General features: G+C 68.2%; 13 protein-coding genes. 4 read left to right on the top strand and 9 right to left on the bottom strand.

The window, feature by feature from the left end; translation table 11 throughout:
- Nucleotides 1-235: 235 nt before the first annotated feature.
- From TBD_RS06475 to modA, 8 genes are all read right to left on the bottom strand, one after another.
- A complete protein-coding gene (locus tag TBD_RS06475) occupies nucleotides 236-865 on the bottom strand; it encodes a response regulator (RefSeq protein WP_011311802.1) in 630 nt (209 codons plus the stop codon).
- On the bottom strand, nucleotides 862-4,260 hold the full coding sequence (locus tag TBD_RS14230; RefSeq protein ID WP_049750222.1) for a PAS domain-containing sensor histidine kinase: 3,399 nt from the start codon (nucleotides 4,258-4,260) through the stop codon (nucleotides 862-864). The genes TBD_RS06475 and TBD_RS14230 overlap by 4 nt, the downstream gene beginning before the upstream one ends.
- Nucleotides 4,261-4,392: 132 nt before the next feature.
- Nucleotides 4,393-5,691, bottom strand: a complete 1,299-nt coding sequence (locus TBD_RS06465) for an ATP-binding protein (protein ID WP_011311800.1) — start codon at nucleotides 5,689-5,691, stop codon at nucleotides 4,393-4,395.
- On the bottom strand, nucleotides 5,688-6,410 hold the full coding sequence (locus TBD_RS06460; protein ID WP_238376506.1) for a response regulator: 723 nt from the start codon (nucleotides 6,408-6,410) through the stop codon (nucleotides 5,688-5,690). The genes TBD_RS06465 and TBD_RS06460 overlap by 4 nt, the downstream gene beginning before the upstream one ends.
- Nucleotides 6,411-6,558: 148 nt before the next feature.
- Nucleotides 6,559-8,622, bottom strand: a complete 2,064-nt coding sequence (locus tag TBD_RS06455) for a bifunctional metallophosphatase/5'-nucleotidase (protein WP_011311798.1) — start codon at nucleotides 8,620-8,622, stop codon at nucleotides 6,559-6,561.
- Between the two features lie 214 nt (nucleotides 8,623-8,836).
- Entirely contained in the window at nucleotides 8,837-9,925 is a 1,089-nt protein-coding gene (gene modC, locus TBD_RS06450; RefSeq protein ID WP_011311797.1) for a molybdenum ABC transporter ATP-binding protein, read from the bottom strand.
- On the bottom strand, nucleotides 9,922-10,596 hold the full coding sequence (gene modB, locus TBD_RS06445; RefSeq protein ID WP_011311796.1) for a molybdate ABC transporter permease subunit: 675 nt from the start codon (nucleotides 10,594-10,596) through the stop codon (nucleotides 9,922-9,924). The genes modC and modB overlap by 4 nt, the downstream gene beginning before the upstream one ends.
- A gap of 9 nt (nucleotides 10,597-10,605) precedes the next feature.
- A complete protein-coding gene (gene modA, locus TBD_RS06440; RefSeq protein WP_011311795.1) occupies nucleotides 10,606-11,364 on the bottom strand; it encodes a molybdate ABC transporter substrate-binding protein in 759 nt (252 codons plus the stop codon).
- Nucleotides 11,365-11,559: 195 nt separating this feature from the next.
- Here modA and TBD_RS06435 point away from each other — a divergent pair, with 195 nt between their 5' ends.
- Both TBD_RS06435 and egtB read left to right on the top strand, forming a co-directional pair.
- Nucleotides 11,560-12,753: an MBL fold metallo-hydrolase gene (locus tag TBD_RS06435; protein WP_011311794.1), complete on the top strand. Its 1,194-nt coding sequence runs from the start codon at nucleotides 11,560-11,562 to the stop codon at nucleotides 12,751-12,753.
- Nucleotides 12,754-12,916: 163 nt separating this feature from the next.
- Nucleotides 12,917-14,203, top strand: a complete 1,287-nt coding sequence (gene egtB, locus TBD_RS06430; protein ID WP_011311793.1) for an ergothioneine biosynthesis protein EgtB — start codon at nucleotides 12,917-12,919, stop codon at nucleotides 14,201-14,203.
- Between the two features lie 10 nt (nucleotides 14,204-14,213).
- Here the strand turns inward: egtB and TBD_RS06425 are convergent, their stop codons facing one another.
- Entirely contained in the window at nucleotides 14,214-15,383 is a 1,170-nt protein-coding gene (locus TBD_RS06425) for an aminotransferase class V-fold PLP-dependent enzyme (RefSeq protein WP_148203019.1), read from the bottom strand.
- 160 nt (nucleotides 15,384-15,543) lie between these two features.
- On the opposite strand from TBD_RS06425, the gene TBD_RS06420 reads away from it, so the two are divergent.
- Both TBD_RS06420 and TBD_RS06415 read left to right on the top strand, forming a co-directional pair.
- Nucleotides 15,544-16,533 (top strand): lipid A deacylase LpxR family protein, encoded by a 990-nt coding sequence (locus tag TBD_RS06420; RefSeq protein ID WP_011311791.1) that lies wholly within the window; start codon nucleotides 15,544-15,546, stop codon nucleotides 16,531-16,533.
- Nucleotides 16,534-16,612: 79 nt separating this feature from the next.
- Complete coding sequence (locus TBD_RS06415; RefSeq protein WP_011311790.1) at nucleotides 16,613-17,488, top strand: formylglycine-generating enzyme family protein; 876 nt, start codon at nucleotides 16,613-16,615, stop codon at nucleotides 17,486-17,488.
- The last annotated feature ends 6 nt before the right edge of the window (nucleotides 17,489-17,494 follow it).

Below are 17,494 nucleotides of genomic sequence, written 5' to 3'. Positions count from 1 at the left end.
CGCAATCGCGCGATGCGGCGCAGGAAGCATTTCGGGTGATGGGCTGACGGCGCTGTAGGGAAATCCGGCGCGCCCGTCGAGGTGAAAAATCAGAAGATGCGGCAGGCGAGACGGCCCGCATCGGGGCCGAGCAGCGCGCCCGGCCTGGGCTCGCGGGCCGATTCGCAGGCGGCGAAGCGGCCCGTCTGTCTGTAAGGGAATCCCTACGCGCGAGCGCAGAAGTGACGGCGCGCGATCATATCCAATGGTGGGCGATGGCGTAGCGCACGAGCTCGGTATGGTTCGAAATACCCAGCTTCTGCATGCTTCGCGCCTTGTAGGTGCTGATCGTCTTGGCGCTGAGCGAGAGCTTGTCGGCGATCTGGTTCAGCGATTCGCCCTGCGCGATCAGCCGGACGATCTGAAATTCGCGATCGGACAGTTGCTCGTGCGGCGCGCGCTCGTCGGTCAGGATTTTTTCGAAGATCAATTCGTCGACCAGCGTCGGGTCGATGAACTTCCGGCCCGAGGCGACCTTGCGGATCGCCCCGATCAGCGTTTCGGGGTCGCTGTCCTTGGTCAGATAGCCGGCCGCGCCTGCCTTCAGCGCGCGTGCCGCGAACTGCGCCTCGTTGTGCATGCTGAGGACGAGGATCGGCAAGGTCGTGCAGTCGAGCCTAATCCGCTTGATCAGGTCGATACCGCTCAGATTCGGCATCGACAGGTCGAGGCAGACAAGATCGAAGGCCTCCTTGCGGATCTTCTCGAGCACCTCGAATCCGTCCGCCGCCTCGGCGGCGACGACGATGTCGGGCGAGGCGGACAGCACGTGCCGCAGGCCCTGGCGGACGACGGCATGGTCGTCTGCGATCAGCACTCGGATCATTGCACCCCTCCGCTTGCCGGGTCCGCGGCCGGGATGCAGACCGCGAGTTCCGCCCCCTGCCCCGGTGCGCTTTTTATCGTCATCGTTCCGCCGAGGATGAGTACGCGTTCGGCGATTCCCTTCAAGCCGAAGCTGCCGCCCTGCTTCGCTTCCTCGGGGTCGAAGCCGCGGCCGTTGTCGGTGACTTTCAAGCAGATCTCCTCGCCGGTCGTTTTCAGTTTTATCGAGACCGAGGTCGCGCCGGCGTGACGCGCGATGTTGGTCAGCGTTTCCTGCAGGATACGGAACAGCGCGGTCGCGCGGACTTCGTCGAGCGCGATCTCGCCCGGAATCGCGACCGCGCACTCGACCGCGTTACGCTTGCAGAACTCGCTCGCCAGCCAGTCGATCGCGGTCTCGAGCCCGAGGTCGAGCGCGGCCGGGCGCAAGGACGTCGCCACTTGGCGAACCGTCTGGATCGTCTGGTTGATGACCGTTTTCATCGACCGCACTTTCTCGTCCAGTTCCGGATTATCGCGGCCGAAGGCCATGCCGACCGCGGAAACCTCCATGCGCAGCGCGGTGAGCAATTGTCCGAGTTCGTCGTGGATCTCGCGCGCGATATGCTTGCGCTCGTCTTCGCGCACTGCCTCGCGGTGAGCCGTCAGCAGCCGCAGGGATTCGCGCGACTGCCGCAGTTCGAGTTCGTTGAGCTTGGTCTGGGTCACGTTGAGAATGATGCCATCCCAGACCACGCCGCCGTCGAGCAGCAGCGTTGGCGTAGCGCGCAGGCTGACCCAGGTTTCGCCGAGGCTCCCCGCGCGTATCCGCCCTTCCCAACTCCACGGATAGAGCCCGCGCGCCGACTGCGCCATCGACTGCTCGAACAGCGGCCGGTCCTCGTCGAAAATCAGATCCAGGAAGCGTGGCGCGTCGGCCAGCACCGTTTCGCTCGCCAGCCCGCAGAGCGCGCTCGCCCCTTCGCTGACGTAGCTGAACGTCGGCTCCGCGCCCGGCGCGCTCACGAGTTGGAAAACCATGCCGGGCACGTGGCCCGTGATCCGCCGCAGGCGGTTCTCGCTCTCGCGCAGGACGGCCTCCGCCTGTTTCGCCACGGTGACGTCCCGGCCCAGCGCGAGGACGGACTGGACGGACCCGTCGCGCGCCCGCTCGGGAACGAAACGGACCTGGAGAAAGCGGGGCCCGGCCGGGCCGTGCAGTGTGAAGTCGACGACCTTGTCCTGCCCCGTTTCGGACACTTCGTCGACCGTCCCGTACCAATCGAGACTCACCAGCGCGGCCATGCCCGATTCCTCGTGCGTCTTGCCGATGACGGCGTGCCGCGCCAGGCCGGTGATCGTCTCGAACGCGGGGTTGGCGTACAGCCGACGGTGCCCGCGGTCGATGCGGATGATGACGTCCGGGGCGTTGTCGACCAGCGCGCGGAACATCTCCTCGCTGCGGTGCAAGGCCTCTTCGGCCGCCTGCCGCGCGGACACGTCGCGCACGACCGCGACGAAACGCCGTTTGCCCTCGAGGTTGAATGGCGTGACGGTCAGTTCGACCGGGAAGCTCGTCCCGTCCTTCCGGCTGCCGAGGCGCTCGAGCGCGACCTTGCCGGTGCTGCGCATCCTTCCGCTGCTGTCGATCAGTTCGTCCGCCCGCTCGGCGACCGCCGACGTCGGTGCGAAAAGCGCGCCGATTTTCCGTGCCTGAAGCTCGGGCTCGAGGTATCCGAACAGCGCGGTCGTCGCCGGATTGCACGTCTTGATCCCACCGCCTTCGTCGGTCGTGATGACCGCTTCCGGAACACTGTTCGTCAGCCCCTGCAGATACGCCCGGGTCTCGAGCAGCCGGGAGGTCAGCGGGTGAACGAGACGCCAGAGCAGCGCCGCCCCCACGAGCGTGAGCCCGAGCACGCTGGCGACGACCAGGCCAAGGCGTTCACGCAGCGGCGCGTAGAGCTCGGCGGTCGCGATTTTTTGTGCCATGCCGAGACCGGTCGAACCGATCGGCCCGTAGGCGGAGATGACGTTGACGCCGAAGTTGTCGTAAGCGACGGCGATGCCCTCTTCGCCGGCGAGCGCGCGCGCCATCGGCAAGGGCGGCCCGACGCGCTGCAGCATGACGCGCCCGTGCTGCGGGTTTTGCCGGGAAGGCAGGCATTGCATGCTCGTCGCGTCGCGCGGCGCGCAGACGACCAGCGCGCCGGTCTGCCCGAGACCGCGCGCCTGCTCGAGCAGCTGCTCGACGCGGTGCAGGCGGATGTGGGTGACGAGCGTGCCCGTGAAGCCGCCGGCCCGCGCGATCGGGATATGGCTTTCGAGCAGCCAGGCGCCGCGCCGCACGAGCCAGGTGTTCGCCGGTTCGCGCAGCGCGACGCGAGCCGTTTCGCCGCCGATCTCGCCGAGCGCCACGGTCCGGCCGAGGTCGGGCTCGATGATCTCGAGCGCCGCCAGTTCGTAGTTCTTTTGCGCGCCGTCAGTGGCCGTGCGCGAATCGTTGAGGCCAAGGAAAAGCGACCGGAGGTGGCTGCCCTCGAGTTCGCCCACCAGCCGCGCGACGCGCAAGGCCTGGTTCTGCGCGGCGATGAGCGTGTCGTGGAACAGGATGGCCTTGCTTGCCTGAGTCTGCTTCAGCGTCTGTTGCGACACCTCGTAGGACTGGCGCAAGAGGATGCCGGCGCCGGCGAGCCCCGCACCGACTGCGGTCACGAGCAGCAGAAAGGTCGTCACGCCGATGATCTTGTGGTCTTCGTAGCGGGCGTAGTACGCGCGGGCCTCCGCGTGGCGGCTGACGCCGAAATAAAGCCCGACGCTCAACAGCAGCAGCGCCGCCGCCGCGGGCCAGCCCGCTTCCCGACCGGCCGGCGCCTCACCGTCGAGCACGAAGGACACGCCCATTACGTGGATCATGACGACCATCAGCGCGAGCATGAAGCAGACCGCGCACAGCAGCTGAACGGTCCACAGCACCACGGGGCGTCCGAGCCGCTCGAGCAATATCAGTGCGACGCCGAAGAGCGCAAAGCCGAGGGCTGCGGTCGTCGCCATGTTCACGGCGCGGAAGGTCTCGGCGCCGGCAGGGATCCCCACGTCGAGGCTCAAAAGCAGCGCCCAGGGCCAGGCCGCCAGGTGGGGATATAGACGCAGGCCCTGCTGGACAAGCGTGAGTGCGGCGAGCACGACGATTCCCGCGCCCAGGCCGACGCGCACGCGCCGCGCCCAGCGTGCGTCAAGTTCGCCGAGGATCAGGGTCAGCGCCGCGAAAACAATGATGAGCGCACTCTTCGGGCTCACCGCGTCGACAAGCGGGGCAAGGTCGCGCGGTGCGCCGGCGAGCGCGAAAAAGAGCACCGCCGCGCCGAGCAGCAGGCAGAACGAACTGACGAAGCGGACCAGCAGCAGACACCTCATACCGCTAGTGAAGCACAAGACACCCGGATAAAGCGCGTCTGCGGGTCGGATCGTGCGCGCGGACCCGGGCGCGGCGCCCGACGTGCCGGCAGCGCCGCGGGCCGCCATCCCTGCGAAGCGTTTGCGGCCTGCTCAACTCTGCACCGCGACCGGCAGGGCCAGGCGCGCGATCAGGCCGCCGCCGGGGCGCGGCAGCAGCGTGATGAACCAGCCCTGGGTGCGGCAGATTTCCTGGACGATCGAGAGCCCGAGTCCGCTTCCGGTCTGAGTGCGCGCGTTGTCGAGGCGCAGGAAGGGTTGAAAGACGCGCTCGAGCTGGGCGTCGGGGATGCCCGGGCCCCGGTCGGCGATTTCGAGCGTCCAGATCGACGCGCTCTTGCGGAACGAGACGTCGATCGGCGCGCCACGGCCGTGCTTGACCGCGTTGTCGATCAGGTTCTGTGCGCAGCGGATGAACGCGCGCGACGGCAGGTAGGCGACCTCCTCGCACGACACGTCGAGATGGATTTCGGAATGCTTGTGGGTCTGCATCACCTCCCTGAGCAGCGCGGAGATGTTGAGCGGTGAGGCGCCCTCCTTGATGCTGCCGCCGGTGAAGTCGAGATATTGCGCGATCAGCGTTTCCATCTGGATCAGCGCGCGCTCGATGCGCAGCGCCAGGCTCTCGTCCATGCTTGCGCGCGCGAGTTCGAGGGCCATGCGCGCACGCGTGATCGGCGCGCGCAGGTCGTGCGAGATGCCGGCGAGCATGATCGAACTGCTGTTGATCAGGTCGCGGTTCTGCGAACTGATCTGGTTGAAGTTGCGGACGATTTCGCGCAGCTCGCGCGGCCCCTCCTCGGGAATCGGCCCGCGCAGCCCGCTTTCGTGCCGGGCCTCGGTGCGGTGGGCGATCGTCTCGATCGGGCGCGCCGTGTACTTGCCGACGAGCACGGCCGCCAGCAGGCTCGAGAGGACCGCGAACACGGTCATCGCCGAGAGCGCGAGGACCGGCGCCGCACCGGTCCTGTTTTCGTTGAAATGAAAACGCAGCCGCGTGTCGCCGAGCGGAAAATCGAAGGAATACACCTCACCGCGCCGCAGCAGCGGGACCGGCCTGCCGGCGAGTTGCGAGACCGCCGCTTCGAGATGGCCGAAATACGGCAGGCGCGGACGTTCGCCGCTCAGCGCCGATGTCGCCCCCGGCTCGAGCGTCAGGGCCTGGTCGCGCTCGAGGTGCGCAAGAAATTCGGCGCGTCGGGGCCCGGCGACGATGCGATAGGTGTCGGCGGCGTTCTGGATCTGCCTGGCGAAGGTCATCGCCTGGTGCTTGACCATCGGTTTGCCGACCAGCAGCCAGCCGATGCCGACGAGCAGGACCGAACTCGCCAGCGTGGCGATGAACAGCGCCGCCGCGGTTCGATAGTAAAAACTGCCTGGCAGCAGCTTCACCGCTCGTCGCCACCGTCGGGCACGAACAGGTAGCCGCTGCCGCGCACGGTGCGGATGTAGCGCGGCTGCGCCGGGTCGTCCTCGATCTTGCGGCGCAGCCGCGCGACGCGGACGTCGATCGAGCGGTTGAACGGCATGCGCTCCATCGCCGACGCCAGGTCGACGAGCTGGGTGCGGTCGAGAACCCGGTGGCTATGCCGCATCAGGAGCGACAGCAGCGAGAAGTCCGCGGTCGACAGCGCGAGTGGCTGGCCGTGCTTGTAGGCGTCACGCCGCACGAAATCGAGGCGGAAAGACCCCGCCTCGAGCGCGTCTTCCTGCCGCGGGGCGGGCGACCTGCGCAGGCGCGCATGGATGCGGGCGAGCAGCTCGCGCGGGTGGAACGGCTTGGTCAGGTAGTCGTCGGCGCCCATTTCCAGGCCGAGTATGCGGTCGACGTCCGAGCTGCGCGCCGAGAGCATCAGGACCGGGACGTCGAGCCGCGACTTGAGCCGCTTCACGACCGAGAGGCCATCTTCGCCGGGGAGCATCACGTCGAGCACGATCAGGTCAGGCCTGCTGCTCGCCAGCCAGGCGTCCATGTGCACGCTGTCGGCCGCCGCGTGGGCGTCGAGGCCGTTTTCACCGAGGTAACGGCAGACCATGTCGAGCAGTTCCTGGTCGTCGTCCACTACTAAAATGCGCTTGCTCTCCATAGGGGGATGTATCACGGTGTTCACGCAGGCGCGCCGCCCGCGGCGCAGGGACCGCGGGCGGCAGCGAGGGATAAGCTGAGAAAAAAAAGAAGCCCCGGAACAGATTCCGGGGCTCCATATTTCAGCGGTTTGCGTGAACCGTCAAGCGGTCACGGCGGCTGACGTCGTGACTTCAGAGCGGCTGATCGGGCTGGCACTTCCATTTGAGATAGCCGCAGGGGTCCTCAGTCGGCGCCGGCTGGACGTATCCGCCGGTCCCTTCGAGCGGCTGGATGAAGGGGGTCGACGGAAACATCGCGAACCGGCTCAGGTCCTCGACCGAGGTTTTCGACGTCTTGAGCTTGTAGCCCCGTTTGAGCGTGTCGACGAAGAGATCGATCATCGAGATCGGCAGCACCCCGCCCGCGCGCTTGACCGTCTGTTCGTTCGCGAACCCGGGCTGCCCGCACACGGTGCCGACATAATCGATCGGCAGGCGCCGGCAGCCGATCACGGTGACGACTTCATCATCCCTGACCTCCTCGCCCGAGTCGTAACGCAGCGACAGCAGGCGGCTCAACTGGCCGTCCTCGCGCGGGTCGCCGCGCCCGAGGTCGAGCGTCTGCTTCACACCCCCCCAGGCCGTCGCCCATCCCGTGCCGTGGTTGAAGGCGTCGGACGAATAGGTGTGCTTCAACGAATCCTCGACGCGTCGCTTGAGGTCCGCACCGGTCGTCTGCGCCGTCACCACGCCGTAGTACATCGGGAAGAAGCGATAGACGTCCTCGAGCGTGAGCGCGCCCGTCGCGACGACGCCGTTCTCCATCAGATAGCGTGCTTCGGGAATCGTCGCCCCCATGCGGAAGGCCGGCGAGATCGACACTTTCGCGTCGGGGATCGCGAGCTCGGGGTCGTGGCTCAGGTCGAGCAGCATCTGCGTGAACACGTTGTTGAAGGTGCTCTCGTTCGAATGGTTGCGATGGATGACCCCGGACAACAGCGCGTCCTGGTGCACGATGCTGCCGGGCTCGATATGGGTGACGACCGTGTCGATCGGCTGATTGAGCGACTGCATGACGAAGGGCAGCGCGTGCAGCTTGGGGTTGGGCACGAGGAAGGGCGCGCGCTCGGCGTCGACGAGCTGCTTGACCGTCGGGTCTTCGGGGACGGACTCGCCGACCTCGAGGATCTGCCATTGCGTGGCGGCCGGCGTCCAGTGCTGCTCCGTGACCGCACGGCGCAGGCCGAGCCGTGTCGTCGTCTCGCCCTTGTAGCGCATCGTCACGTCGAGGCGGCCCAGCTGGCCGTCGTTGCCCGCCTCGACGACGGGTGCGTAGAGCGGGCTGCCGTCCTCGGACACGGCGACCGGCTTTTCGGTCAACTCGTGCGTATGCGCCGAAAACACGGCGTCGAGCAGGCCCGCTTCGAGTTCGCCCGCCGACTGCATCGCGGCCAGGCGCTTCGACAGCGCGATGTCCTTGTGGATGCCGAGCTCGCTCATGAGCACGACGATGTCGGCGCCCTGCCGCCGCAGCGCGCGCGCGTGCTGGATGATCAGATTCTTGTGTTCCTCGAGCCCGTACGCGAAATCCATACCTTCGGCGAGCAGCGGGTGCATCTGCTCGACGATGTCCGAGGTGAAACCGATGAAGCCGATCTTGACGCCCTGGCGCGTGATCATGTGCGTCGGCGCGAAGAAATCCTTGGGCATGAAGGGGTCGGTCATGTCCTTGACGTTGGCGCCGAGGTTCGGGAAGTTGGGGCGCTTGATCGGGACCGGATTGTCGAATCCCGGCAGCGTCGCCTCGACGACGTCGTCCTCGAGGCCGACGATGCGCCCGTAGCGGGCGCGCGTGATGCCGGGCGTGAAATAGTAGTCCCAGTTGCCGGCCACGCCGACATCGATGCCGAGCGCATTGAGCGGGCCGGCGACCGCGTTGCCGAGGGAATAGAAGGCCTCGACGCCGCCGTGAAAGGTATCACCGACGTTCATGACGACAGTGTTGGGATTGGTGCTGCGCGCGCCGTCGATGATCGTCTTGATGCGGGCCATGCCGCCGCGCATCGCCACGGCCGTCGTGCCGTCGGGTTTGCGGACGAGGTCCTTGTGCCCGATCAGGTTGGCGTGGAGGTCGTTGATCTCGATGAAGGTCAGCTTCACGTCGGGCGGCGTCGCCGCGAAGGCCTGTCCGATGGCACACCATGCAAATCCTGCTACGGCGCATGCCTTTGCTTTGCTGCTTCTCGCATTCTTCATAAATCCTCGGCTCCTTGTGATTGCTACAAGCCAAGCGTAGCGCCATCCGCAGGCCGATTGGCTTGCGGATGATGGCGAATTGTTACGTTGTATTACCACGGCTCGCGCGCAGCTGCGACGGCTGCTGCGCAGCGCGACAACGGATTGCGAAAGCGGTGCGGGGAGACCTCGCCAGATAACGAAGCGGGGGTTGGTCGCGCGGCGCGGCCGGCGTTCAGCCGACCAGCGCCACCGCCTTGATCTGGGCGTACACCTGCCGGCCGGGCGCAAGCTCGAGCGCGTGCGCCGAACGCCGCGTCAGCCGCGCGAGCAGCGGCGAGTCGCCGACGCGCAGCTTGACCAGCACGAGCGCGGGGTGGCCGTCGTCGACGCTGTCGACGACAACGGCGGGCAAGGTGTTGAGGATGCTCGTTCCGCTGACCGGCGCGCGCGAGAGGCTGACGTCGCGCGCGAGGATGCGGACGCGCCCGCGGTGGCCGAGCGGCTGGCCGTTGTCGCGGGCCCAGAGGCGGCCACCGGCGAACGCCATCTCGACCAGATGCCAGGCCGGGTCGCGCGCGGCGACGACCGCGTCGAGCACGACGCCGACGTCCTCGCCGAGCCGGATCGGCAGATCGAGGCGCGCGAGCGTGTCGCCCAGCGGGCCCGAGGCATGCGCGCGCCCATCCTGCATGACGACGAGGTGGTCGGCGAGTCGCGCGACCTCATCGGGCGCATGGCTGACGTAGAGCACCGGAATATCGAGTTCGTCGTGCAGACGCTCGAGGTAAGGCAGAACTTCCTGCTTGCGCGCGAAGTCGAGTGCCGCGAGCGGCTCGTCCATCAGCAGCAGCCGCGGCTTCACGGCCAGCGCGCGCGCGATCGCGACGCGCTGGCGTTCGCCGCCGGAAAGCTGCTCGGGTCGCCGGTCGAGCAGACGGCCGATGCCAAGCAGTCCGACGACGTCGTCGAGCGCGGCGCGCGCGAGCGGCTCGCGGCTGCGTTTCATGCCGTATTCGAGATTGCCGCGCGCGGACAAATGCGGAAACAGGCTCGCCTCCTGGAACACGTAGCCGAGCGGGCGGCGGTGCGTCGGCACGAAACGCGTCGCGTCTTGCCAGACCTCGCCGCGCACGCGCAGTTCGCCCTCGGCCGCGCGCTCCAAGCCGGCGATGCAGCGCAGCAGCGTGGTCTTGCCCGAGCCCGAATGGCCGAACAGCGCGGTCACGCCCTGCCCCGGCAGATCGAGGTCGACGTCGAGTGCGAAGCCCGGCCAGTCGAGGCGGAAGCGCGCGCGGATAGCTGCCTCGCCGGCGCCGCTCATTTTCGCCGCCCGCCCGGATTGAGCGTATAGAGCGCCAGCAGGACGACGAAGGAGAACGCCAGCATCGCGGCCGCGAGCCAGTGTGCCTGCGCGTATTCGAGCGCTTCGACGTGGTCGTAGATCTGCACCGAGACGACCCGCGTCTCGCCCGGAATGTTGCCGCCTATCATCAACACGACGCCGAATTCGCCGACGGTGTGGGCGAAGCCGAGCACGCCCGCGGTCAGGTAGCCCGGGCGCGCGAGCGGCAGCACGACGCTGAAGAAGCGGTCGAGCGGCGAGGCGCGCAGCGTCGCCGCGGCTTCGAGCGGCCGCTCGCCGATCGTCTCGAACGCGTTCTGCAGCGGCTGGACGACGAAGGGCAGCGAATAGAACAGCGACGCGACGACGAGGCCGGCGAAGCTGAACGGAAGCACGCCGATTCCGAGCGCCTGGGTCAGCCGGCCAACCGGCCCCTCAGGGCCCATCAGCACGAGCAGATAGAAGCCGATCACGGTCGGCGGCAACACGATCGGCAGCGCGACCACGGCGCCGACCGCGCCTTTCCACGCGGAACGGGTGCGCGCCAGCCACCATGCGATGGGCGTCCCGATGACGAGCAGCAGAAGCGTCGTGATGCCGGCGAGCTCGATGCTCAGGCGGATCGCGTTCCAGTCGGCGTCGCTCAGCACGGTGTCGCGTCAGTGGTCATAGCCATGGGCGCGGATGATAGCCCGCGCTTCGTCCTGCTTCATGTAGTCGATCAGCGCGCGAGCAGCGGGATTGTCGCGCCCGCGGGCAAGGACGACCGCGTCCTGGCGGATCGGCGCGTGCAAGGCCTGTGGCACGACCCAGGCCGAACCGCGCCCGAGGCGCCCGTCCACGAAGACCTGCGACGCCGCGACGAAGCCGAGTTCGGCGTTGCCGCTGGCGACGAACTGGTAGGTCTGCGCGATGTTCTCGCCCTGCACGAGCCGCGGGCGCAGGCGCGCGAGCAGTCCGCGGCGCTCGAGCACCTCGACGGCCGCGGCGCCATAGGGCGCGAGCCGCGGATTCGCGATCGCCAGCCGCCGGTATCGCCCCAGTTCGAGCACCGCGCCTTCGACGTCGACGAAGCCGGGCTTTGCCGACCAGAGCGCGAGCCGGCCGATCGCATAGGTGAAGCGGCTGTCCGCCACGGCACGGCCTTCGCGCTCGAGCTTCGCCGGCGTGGTGTCGTCGGCCGCGAGCAGGACGTCGAACGGCGCACCGTTCCGTATCTGAGCGTAGAACTTGCCGGTAGCGCCAAAGGCGAGACGCACCCGGTGCCCCGTGGACCGCTCGAAACCCGCGGCGACGGCGCGCATCGGGGCGATGAAGTTCGACGCGACCGCGACCTGCACCTCGGCGGCGAACGCAGTCCCGCTCAGCGCCAGCAGGAGCGCGAGCAGCAAGGGCAGGAACGGAACGGACCTCGGCATGCGGCCTCGCGGCGATTGGACAAGACTCGCCTTTTACCTCAGGCGCCGCCACGCGTCCATGCTCGCGCACGGGAACTTTGCCCGCGCGCGGGAACTCGCCGTGCCGCGGCGGGGCCTATAGCGTGAAGCGCGGCCGCGCCTCGAAACGGCTCGGCCACGCAAACACCTCCGCATTTCGCGGACAAGGAGAATCCCATGCCGGCACCGGATACAAGCGCGAGCCCCGCGAAAGTCTGGGAAAGCCTGCTGCATGCGGCGCCGCTCTTCATCCTCGACGTGCGCAACGCCGACGAATTCGAGCGCTGGCGCGTCGAAGGCCCGCGCCCGGTACCGACGCTCAACGTCCCCTATTACACACTTCTCGATCTCGACGCCGACGACGACGTGGGCGCGGCCGTCACGCGCGGCATACACGCACAGCTCATGGACAAGGTGCCGCGCGACCGCCCGATTCTCGCCGTCTGCGCCGAAGGCAATACGTCCGCTTACGTGGCCGAAGGCCTGCGCCGCGCCGGCTTCGAGGCGATGAACCTCGAAGGCGGAATGGAGGCCTGGGGCGATTTCTATTACTCGCGTACGGTCGAGCGCAACGCGCGCTTTTCCCTGTTCCAGGTCGTGCGGCCGGCGCGCGGCTGCCTGAGCCATGTTCTCGTCAGCGGGCGTCACGCGATGGTTTTCGACCCCGCGCGGCATGTCGCGCATTACCGCGAACTGGCCGATTCGCTCGGCGCGACGATCGAGGCCGTGCTCGACACCCATCTCCATGCGGACCATCTGAGTGGCGGGCCTGCCCTCGGGCGACAGGCCCATGTTCGCTACCACCTGCACCCCTACGATGCGATCCACCCGACCGATCTTCTGCCCGCGCGCATCGACTACCGTCCGCTCGAAGCCGGCCAGACGCTGCGCTGCGGCGAGACCGAGATCAAGGTGCTGCACTTTCCGGGGCACACCCTCGGCATGGTCGCCTTCCTCGTCGACGAGCGCTTTCTGCTTAGCGGCGACAGCCTGTTCCTGACCTCGATCGCGCGGCCCGATCTCGGCGGCCGCGCCGACGCCTGGGCGCCGCTGCTCTACGCCTCGCTCGCGCGCATGGCCGCGCTGCCCGACGCGACCGTCGTGCTGCCAGCGCATTTCAGCGACATCACCGCGGGCGACGACGACGGCGTCTACCGCGCGACGCTCGGCGAACTGAAGCGGCGCAATCCGGGCCTGCGGAAGCTGGCCGAGGGCGAGGCGGCGTTTCTGGCGCACGTGCTCGCGAGCCTGCCCGAATTTCCCGAAGCCTACGTCGAGATCAAGCGCGCCAACGCCGGCCTGGTCGACGTGGACGAACGGCGCGCCCGCGAACTGGAACTCGGCAAGAACATCTGCGCGCTCGGCCAGTGAGCCGCTGCCCTCGCCTCCTCGCGGCGGCGAGCGTTTCCGGTGGCGGCTTTACTCAGGCGCGCGGCCACCTATGATCGGAGGGGCAGCGTCGCGGCCGAGCCAAGCCGCATTCTCCACGCGCCCGCCCCCTTCCCACGAACCCTCGAACCCCTCAGGAGGCGCGATGACAGCTTCGCAGGCCGCAACGACACGACGGGAAGACGCACGCGTCTTCTGGGCCGACGCCTACCTTGCCGTGCGCCAGCGCAGCAAGGCGCTCTGCGCGCCGCTCGCCGCCGAGGACTACGTGATCCAGACCGCCCCCGAGGCGAGCCCCGCAAAATGGCATCTCGCACACGTGAGCTGGTTCTTCGAGACCTTTCTGCTGCGCGACTATCTTGCCGGTTACCGCGACTTCCATCCGCGCTTCGGCTATCTCTTCAATTCGTATTACGAGCAGGTCGGCGAATTCCATCCTCGTGCGCACCGCGGCTTCCTGTCGCGTCCGAGCGTCGAGGAAATCCTTCGCTATCGTGCCCACGTCGACGAAGCGATGCTCAAACTCATGCAAGGCGCCGGCGGCGCCGTCTGGCCCGAAATCGAGAAGCGCCTCGCGATCGGCCTCAATCACGAGCAACAGCATCAGGAACTGCTGTTGACCGATCTCAAGCTCAATCTCTACGCCAATCCGCTGCGCCCGGCGTACCGCGACGACCTGCCCGCCGTGCCCGGCGGGCTCGCGCCGGACCTCGGCTGGCAGTCTTTTCCGGGCGGCGTGCACGAGATGGGCGCGCGCGGCGACGGTTTCGCCTACGACAACGAAATGCCGCGCCACCGCAGCTATGTCGAGCCCTTCCACCTGGCGACGCGCCTCGTCACCAACGGCGAGTATCTCGGTTTCATCGACGACGGCGGCTACGTCAATCCCGCGCTTTGGCTCGCCGACGGCTGGGCCACGCTCAAGCGTCTCGGCTGGAGCGGCCCGCTCTACTGGGAGCGGGTCGACGGCGTGTGGCAGCAATACACGCTCGGCGGCGTGCGCCGGCTCGACCCCGAGCAGCCGCTCTGTCACGTCAGCTACTACGAGGCGGAGGCCTACGCGACCTGGGCCGGCAAGCGGCTGCCGACCGAAGTCGAATGGGAAATCGGTGCAGCGGGCCTTCCGGTGCGCGGCAATCTGCGCGACGCCGGCCACTTCCATCCCGTCGTCGCGCCGACCGGCGGCGGCCTGCTGCAGATGTTCGGCGACGTCTGGGAGCACACGGGCTCGGCCTACCTGCCTTATCCCGGCTTTCGCACCGCGCCCGGCGCCCTCGGCGAATACAACGGCAAGTTCATGTGCGGTCAGATGGTCCTGCGCGGCGGTTCGTGCGTGACCCCGGCCGACCACATCCGCGCGAGCTACCGCAACTTCTTCTATCCGCACGAACGCTGGCAGTTCCAGGGCATCCGGCTCGCCGACGACGCGTAGCCGGCGCGGCTCAGCGCGTCGCCGCCGCAACCGCCGCGACCGCGGTGTCGAGTTGCTCGCGAGTGAGGTAGAAGTGCGGCGAGAAACGCACGCCGCCGCCACGCTGCGCGCAGAGGATGCGCTGCGCGATCAGGCGGGCGTGCAGCTCGACCGGTGCGACGCGGACGTGGCGAAAGCTCACGATGCCGGCGTAGCGCCCCGGCGCGCGCGGCGTCAGTATCTCGATGCCCGGCAGCGCGGCGAGTGCGTCCATCAAATACGCGCTGTGCGCGAGCACCTGCGCGGCGACGTTCGCAGTCCCCGCTTCGGCCAGTACTTCTAGGCTCGCGCTCAGCGCGTGGATGCCGAGCATGTTCGGGCTGCCGCATTCGAAGCGGCGCGCGCTCGCGGCAATCTGCCAGTCGTCGCGCGAGAAATCGAACGCCTCCTCGACCATGTGCCAGCCGTACTGGTTGAGCCGGAGCCGGTCGCGAATCTCGGGCCGAACGTAGAACAGCGCCAGGCCCTCGGGGGCGAGCAGCCACTTGTGCCCGTCGGCCATGACAAAGTCGGCGCCGCATGCCGCGACATCGAAGGGCAGGACGCCGAGGCTCTGGATCGCGTCGACGCAGAACAGCACGCCGCGCGCGCGGCAGATCTCGCCCAGGCGATCGAGGTCGAGGCGCAGTCCGCTCGCGTACTCGACCGAGCTGACCGAAAGCAGCCGCGTGCGCGCGTCAATGCACGCGGCGAGCGCATCCTCCGGCGACGGCGCGGCGGCGAGGCGTGCGCGGCGCGTCTCGACGCCGCGCGCGCGGAGCGATTCCCAGACGATGCGGTTCGACGGGAATTCCTCGTCGCTGATCACGACGTTGTCGCCAGCCTGCCAGTCGAGGCCATGGGCGACGACCGACAAGGCCTCGGAGGTGTTCTTCAAAAGCGCGATGTCGTCCGCCGACGGCGCGTTGACGAGGTCGCGGCACTGACCGCGCAACTGCACTTCCTTCTCCATCCAGCGCGGGAAATGGCTCGCGCCGTAATGCAGGCTCTCGTCGGCGAAGCGCTGGACGGCGCGCGCGGTGCGCCGCGGCCAGGGCGCGACGGCCGCGTGGTTGAGATAGACGAGGCCCGGGTCGAGCGCGAACTCGTCGCCGAGGGAATGCGCGGGCGCGGCGGGCGTCGCCGTGAGCGGGTCGGACATGTTTTCCTCCATCAAAAAGGCGGCGCGGACCGGGTGAGCGCCAAGCGCGAACACCGTCCGGATCATACGACAGCCCGCTTCCTGTGCAGGCGCGCCTTGCGCGACGCCTCACCAGGCTGCGCGGCTTTGCTAGGCTGAAGAAAAACCCTTGGAATACGACATGACGAAAACACGCCGCTTGATCCTGTTGCTCATCGCCGCCTCGGCATCGCATCCCACCTATGCCGCCTCCGAGGCGCCCGGAACTTTGAGCTTCGTGCTCGAGAACGACTGGTTCAACGGCAGTGACAGCCACTACACGAACGGTTTCAGCGTCGGCTGGGTGCCGGGCGACGCTGCCCCGCCACCGCAGTGGGCCGTGAACCTCGCGCGCCTGATGCCATGGTTCCCGCAGCACGGCGAGGTACGGCACGGCTACGCATTCGGCCAGAGCACCTTCGTGCCGAGCGACATCACGGTCGCCGACCCGCCCTTGACCGACCGCCCCTACGCCGGCTGGCTCTACGCCTCGCTCGGCCTCGCCGCCGACTCGGGTTCGACGCTCGACCAGTTCGGCGTCACGGTTGGCGTGGTCGGTCCCGCCTCTTTCGCCGAGGACACGCAGAAATTCTTCCACGAGGCTCTCGGCTCCGACGACCCGCAGGGCTGGGACACGCAACTCGAGAACGAGCCCGGCATCGTCCTGACCTATCAGCGCAGCTGGCGCGGGCCGGCGACGGGCGACGCCAGCGGCCCCCGGTTCGACCTCATTCCCCACGCCGGCGCGGCGCTCGGGAACGTCTACACCTACGCCAACGCCGGCGTCACGCTGCGCTACGGCAAGCAGCTTCCGAACGACTATGGCGCGCCCTACGTTCGCCAGGGCCTGCCCGCCGCGGCCCGTTTCAGTCCGGCCTCGGATTTCGGCTGGTATGTGTTCGCCGGCGTCGAGGGCCGCGCCGTGGCACAGAACATCTTCCTCGACGGCAACACCTTCCGCGACAGCCGCAGCGTCGACAAGAAGCCCTTCGTCGGCGATCTCCAGTTCGGCTTCGTACTCGACTGGCCCGACGTGCGGGTGAGCTACACCCACGTCCTGCGCACGCGCGAGTTCCGGACCCAGGAGGATAACGATGGCTATGGTGCGGTCAGCGTGTCGCTCAAGTTCTAGCGGCAGACGCGCCGGCCGCCCCTGCCCGCGGGGCTCGCCGAAACTGGCATAATCGGATCTGTCTGCCCGCCGCCTGCCCATGAACCTCGATTCCGTCGCCGAGCCGCTTCCCAACACCTTCGCCCTGCACGAAGGCGAGTTGATCGCGCTGCAGGTGCGCGCCGCCCAGGCCTTCTCGCTGCCCGACGTCGTCTTCAGCGATGCGCTGCGCGCCGGCGGCAGCGGCCCGCTGCTCGCGACGATTCCGGCGGGCGCCTTCGAATACGGCGCCGCGACCGACGAGGCCGCGCCCGCCCACGAGCGGCCGCGTCGCGCGGCCTTGATCGAGCGCAGTTTTGCCCTGGGCGTCTGCCCCGTCACCACCGAGGAATTCGAAGCCTTCGCGCACGCGACCGGGTGGCGGCCGCGCGCCGAGCTGGTCTGGCTTTCCGGTCGCAAGCCCGCGATCAACGTACGTCAGACCGATGCACGCGACTACTGCGCATGGCTGTCCGAGCAGTCGGGACAGCGCTATCGCCTGCCCACCGAGCAGGAGTGGGAGTACGCCTGCCGCGCCGGCGCCGCGAGCGCCTACCCCTGCGGCAACTGCATCACCGCTTCGCAGGCGCGCTACAACACGCGTGGCGGCTTCGACGCCATTCACCCGCGGCGCCCCTATCTGCTGGCGCGCCGTTTCATCGGCCGCGGTGCGACCGAGGTCGGCCGGAACGCGCCCAATCGCTGGGGTCTGCACGACATGCCCGGCAACGTCTGGGAGTTCACGGCGAGCCCCTGGACCGAGAGCCATAGCCGTCTGCCCGAGCGGCCGGCGCAGGGCAAACCGCAGGCCATCGTCACCAAGGGCGGCTCCTGGTTCGACGGCCCCGAGGATTGCCGTGCCGCCGCACGCAGGCGGCGCCTCGAAGACGAACTCGACATCAATCTCGGCTTTCGTGTCCTGCGCGAACTCGCGTAAGTCCAA

Source organism: Thiobacillus denitrificans ATCC 25259, from assembly GCF_000012745.1.
GTDB lineage: Bacteria > Pseudomonadota > Gammaproteobacteria > Burkholderiales > Thiobacillaceae > Thiobacillus > Thiobacillus denitrificans_B.
This window is presented reverse-complemented; position numbering and strand designations above follow the sequence as displayed.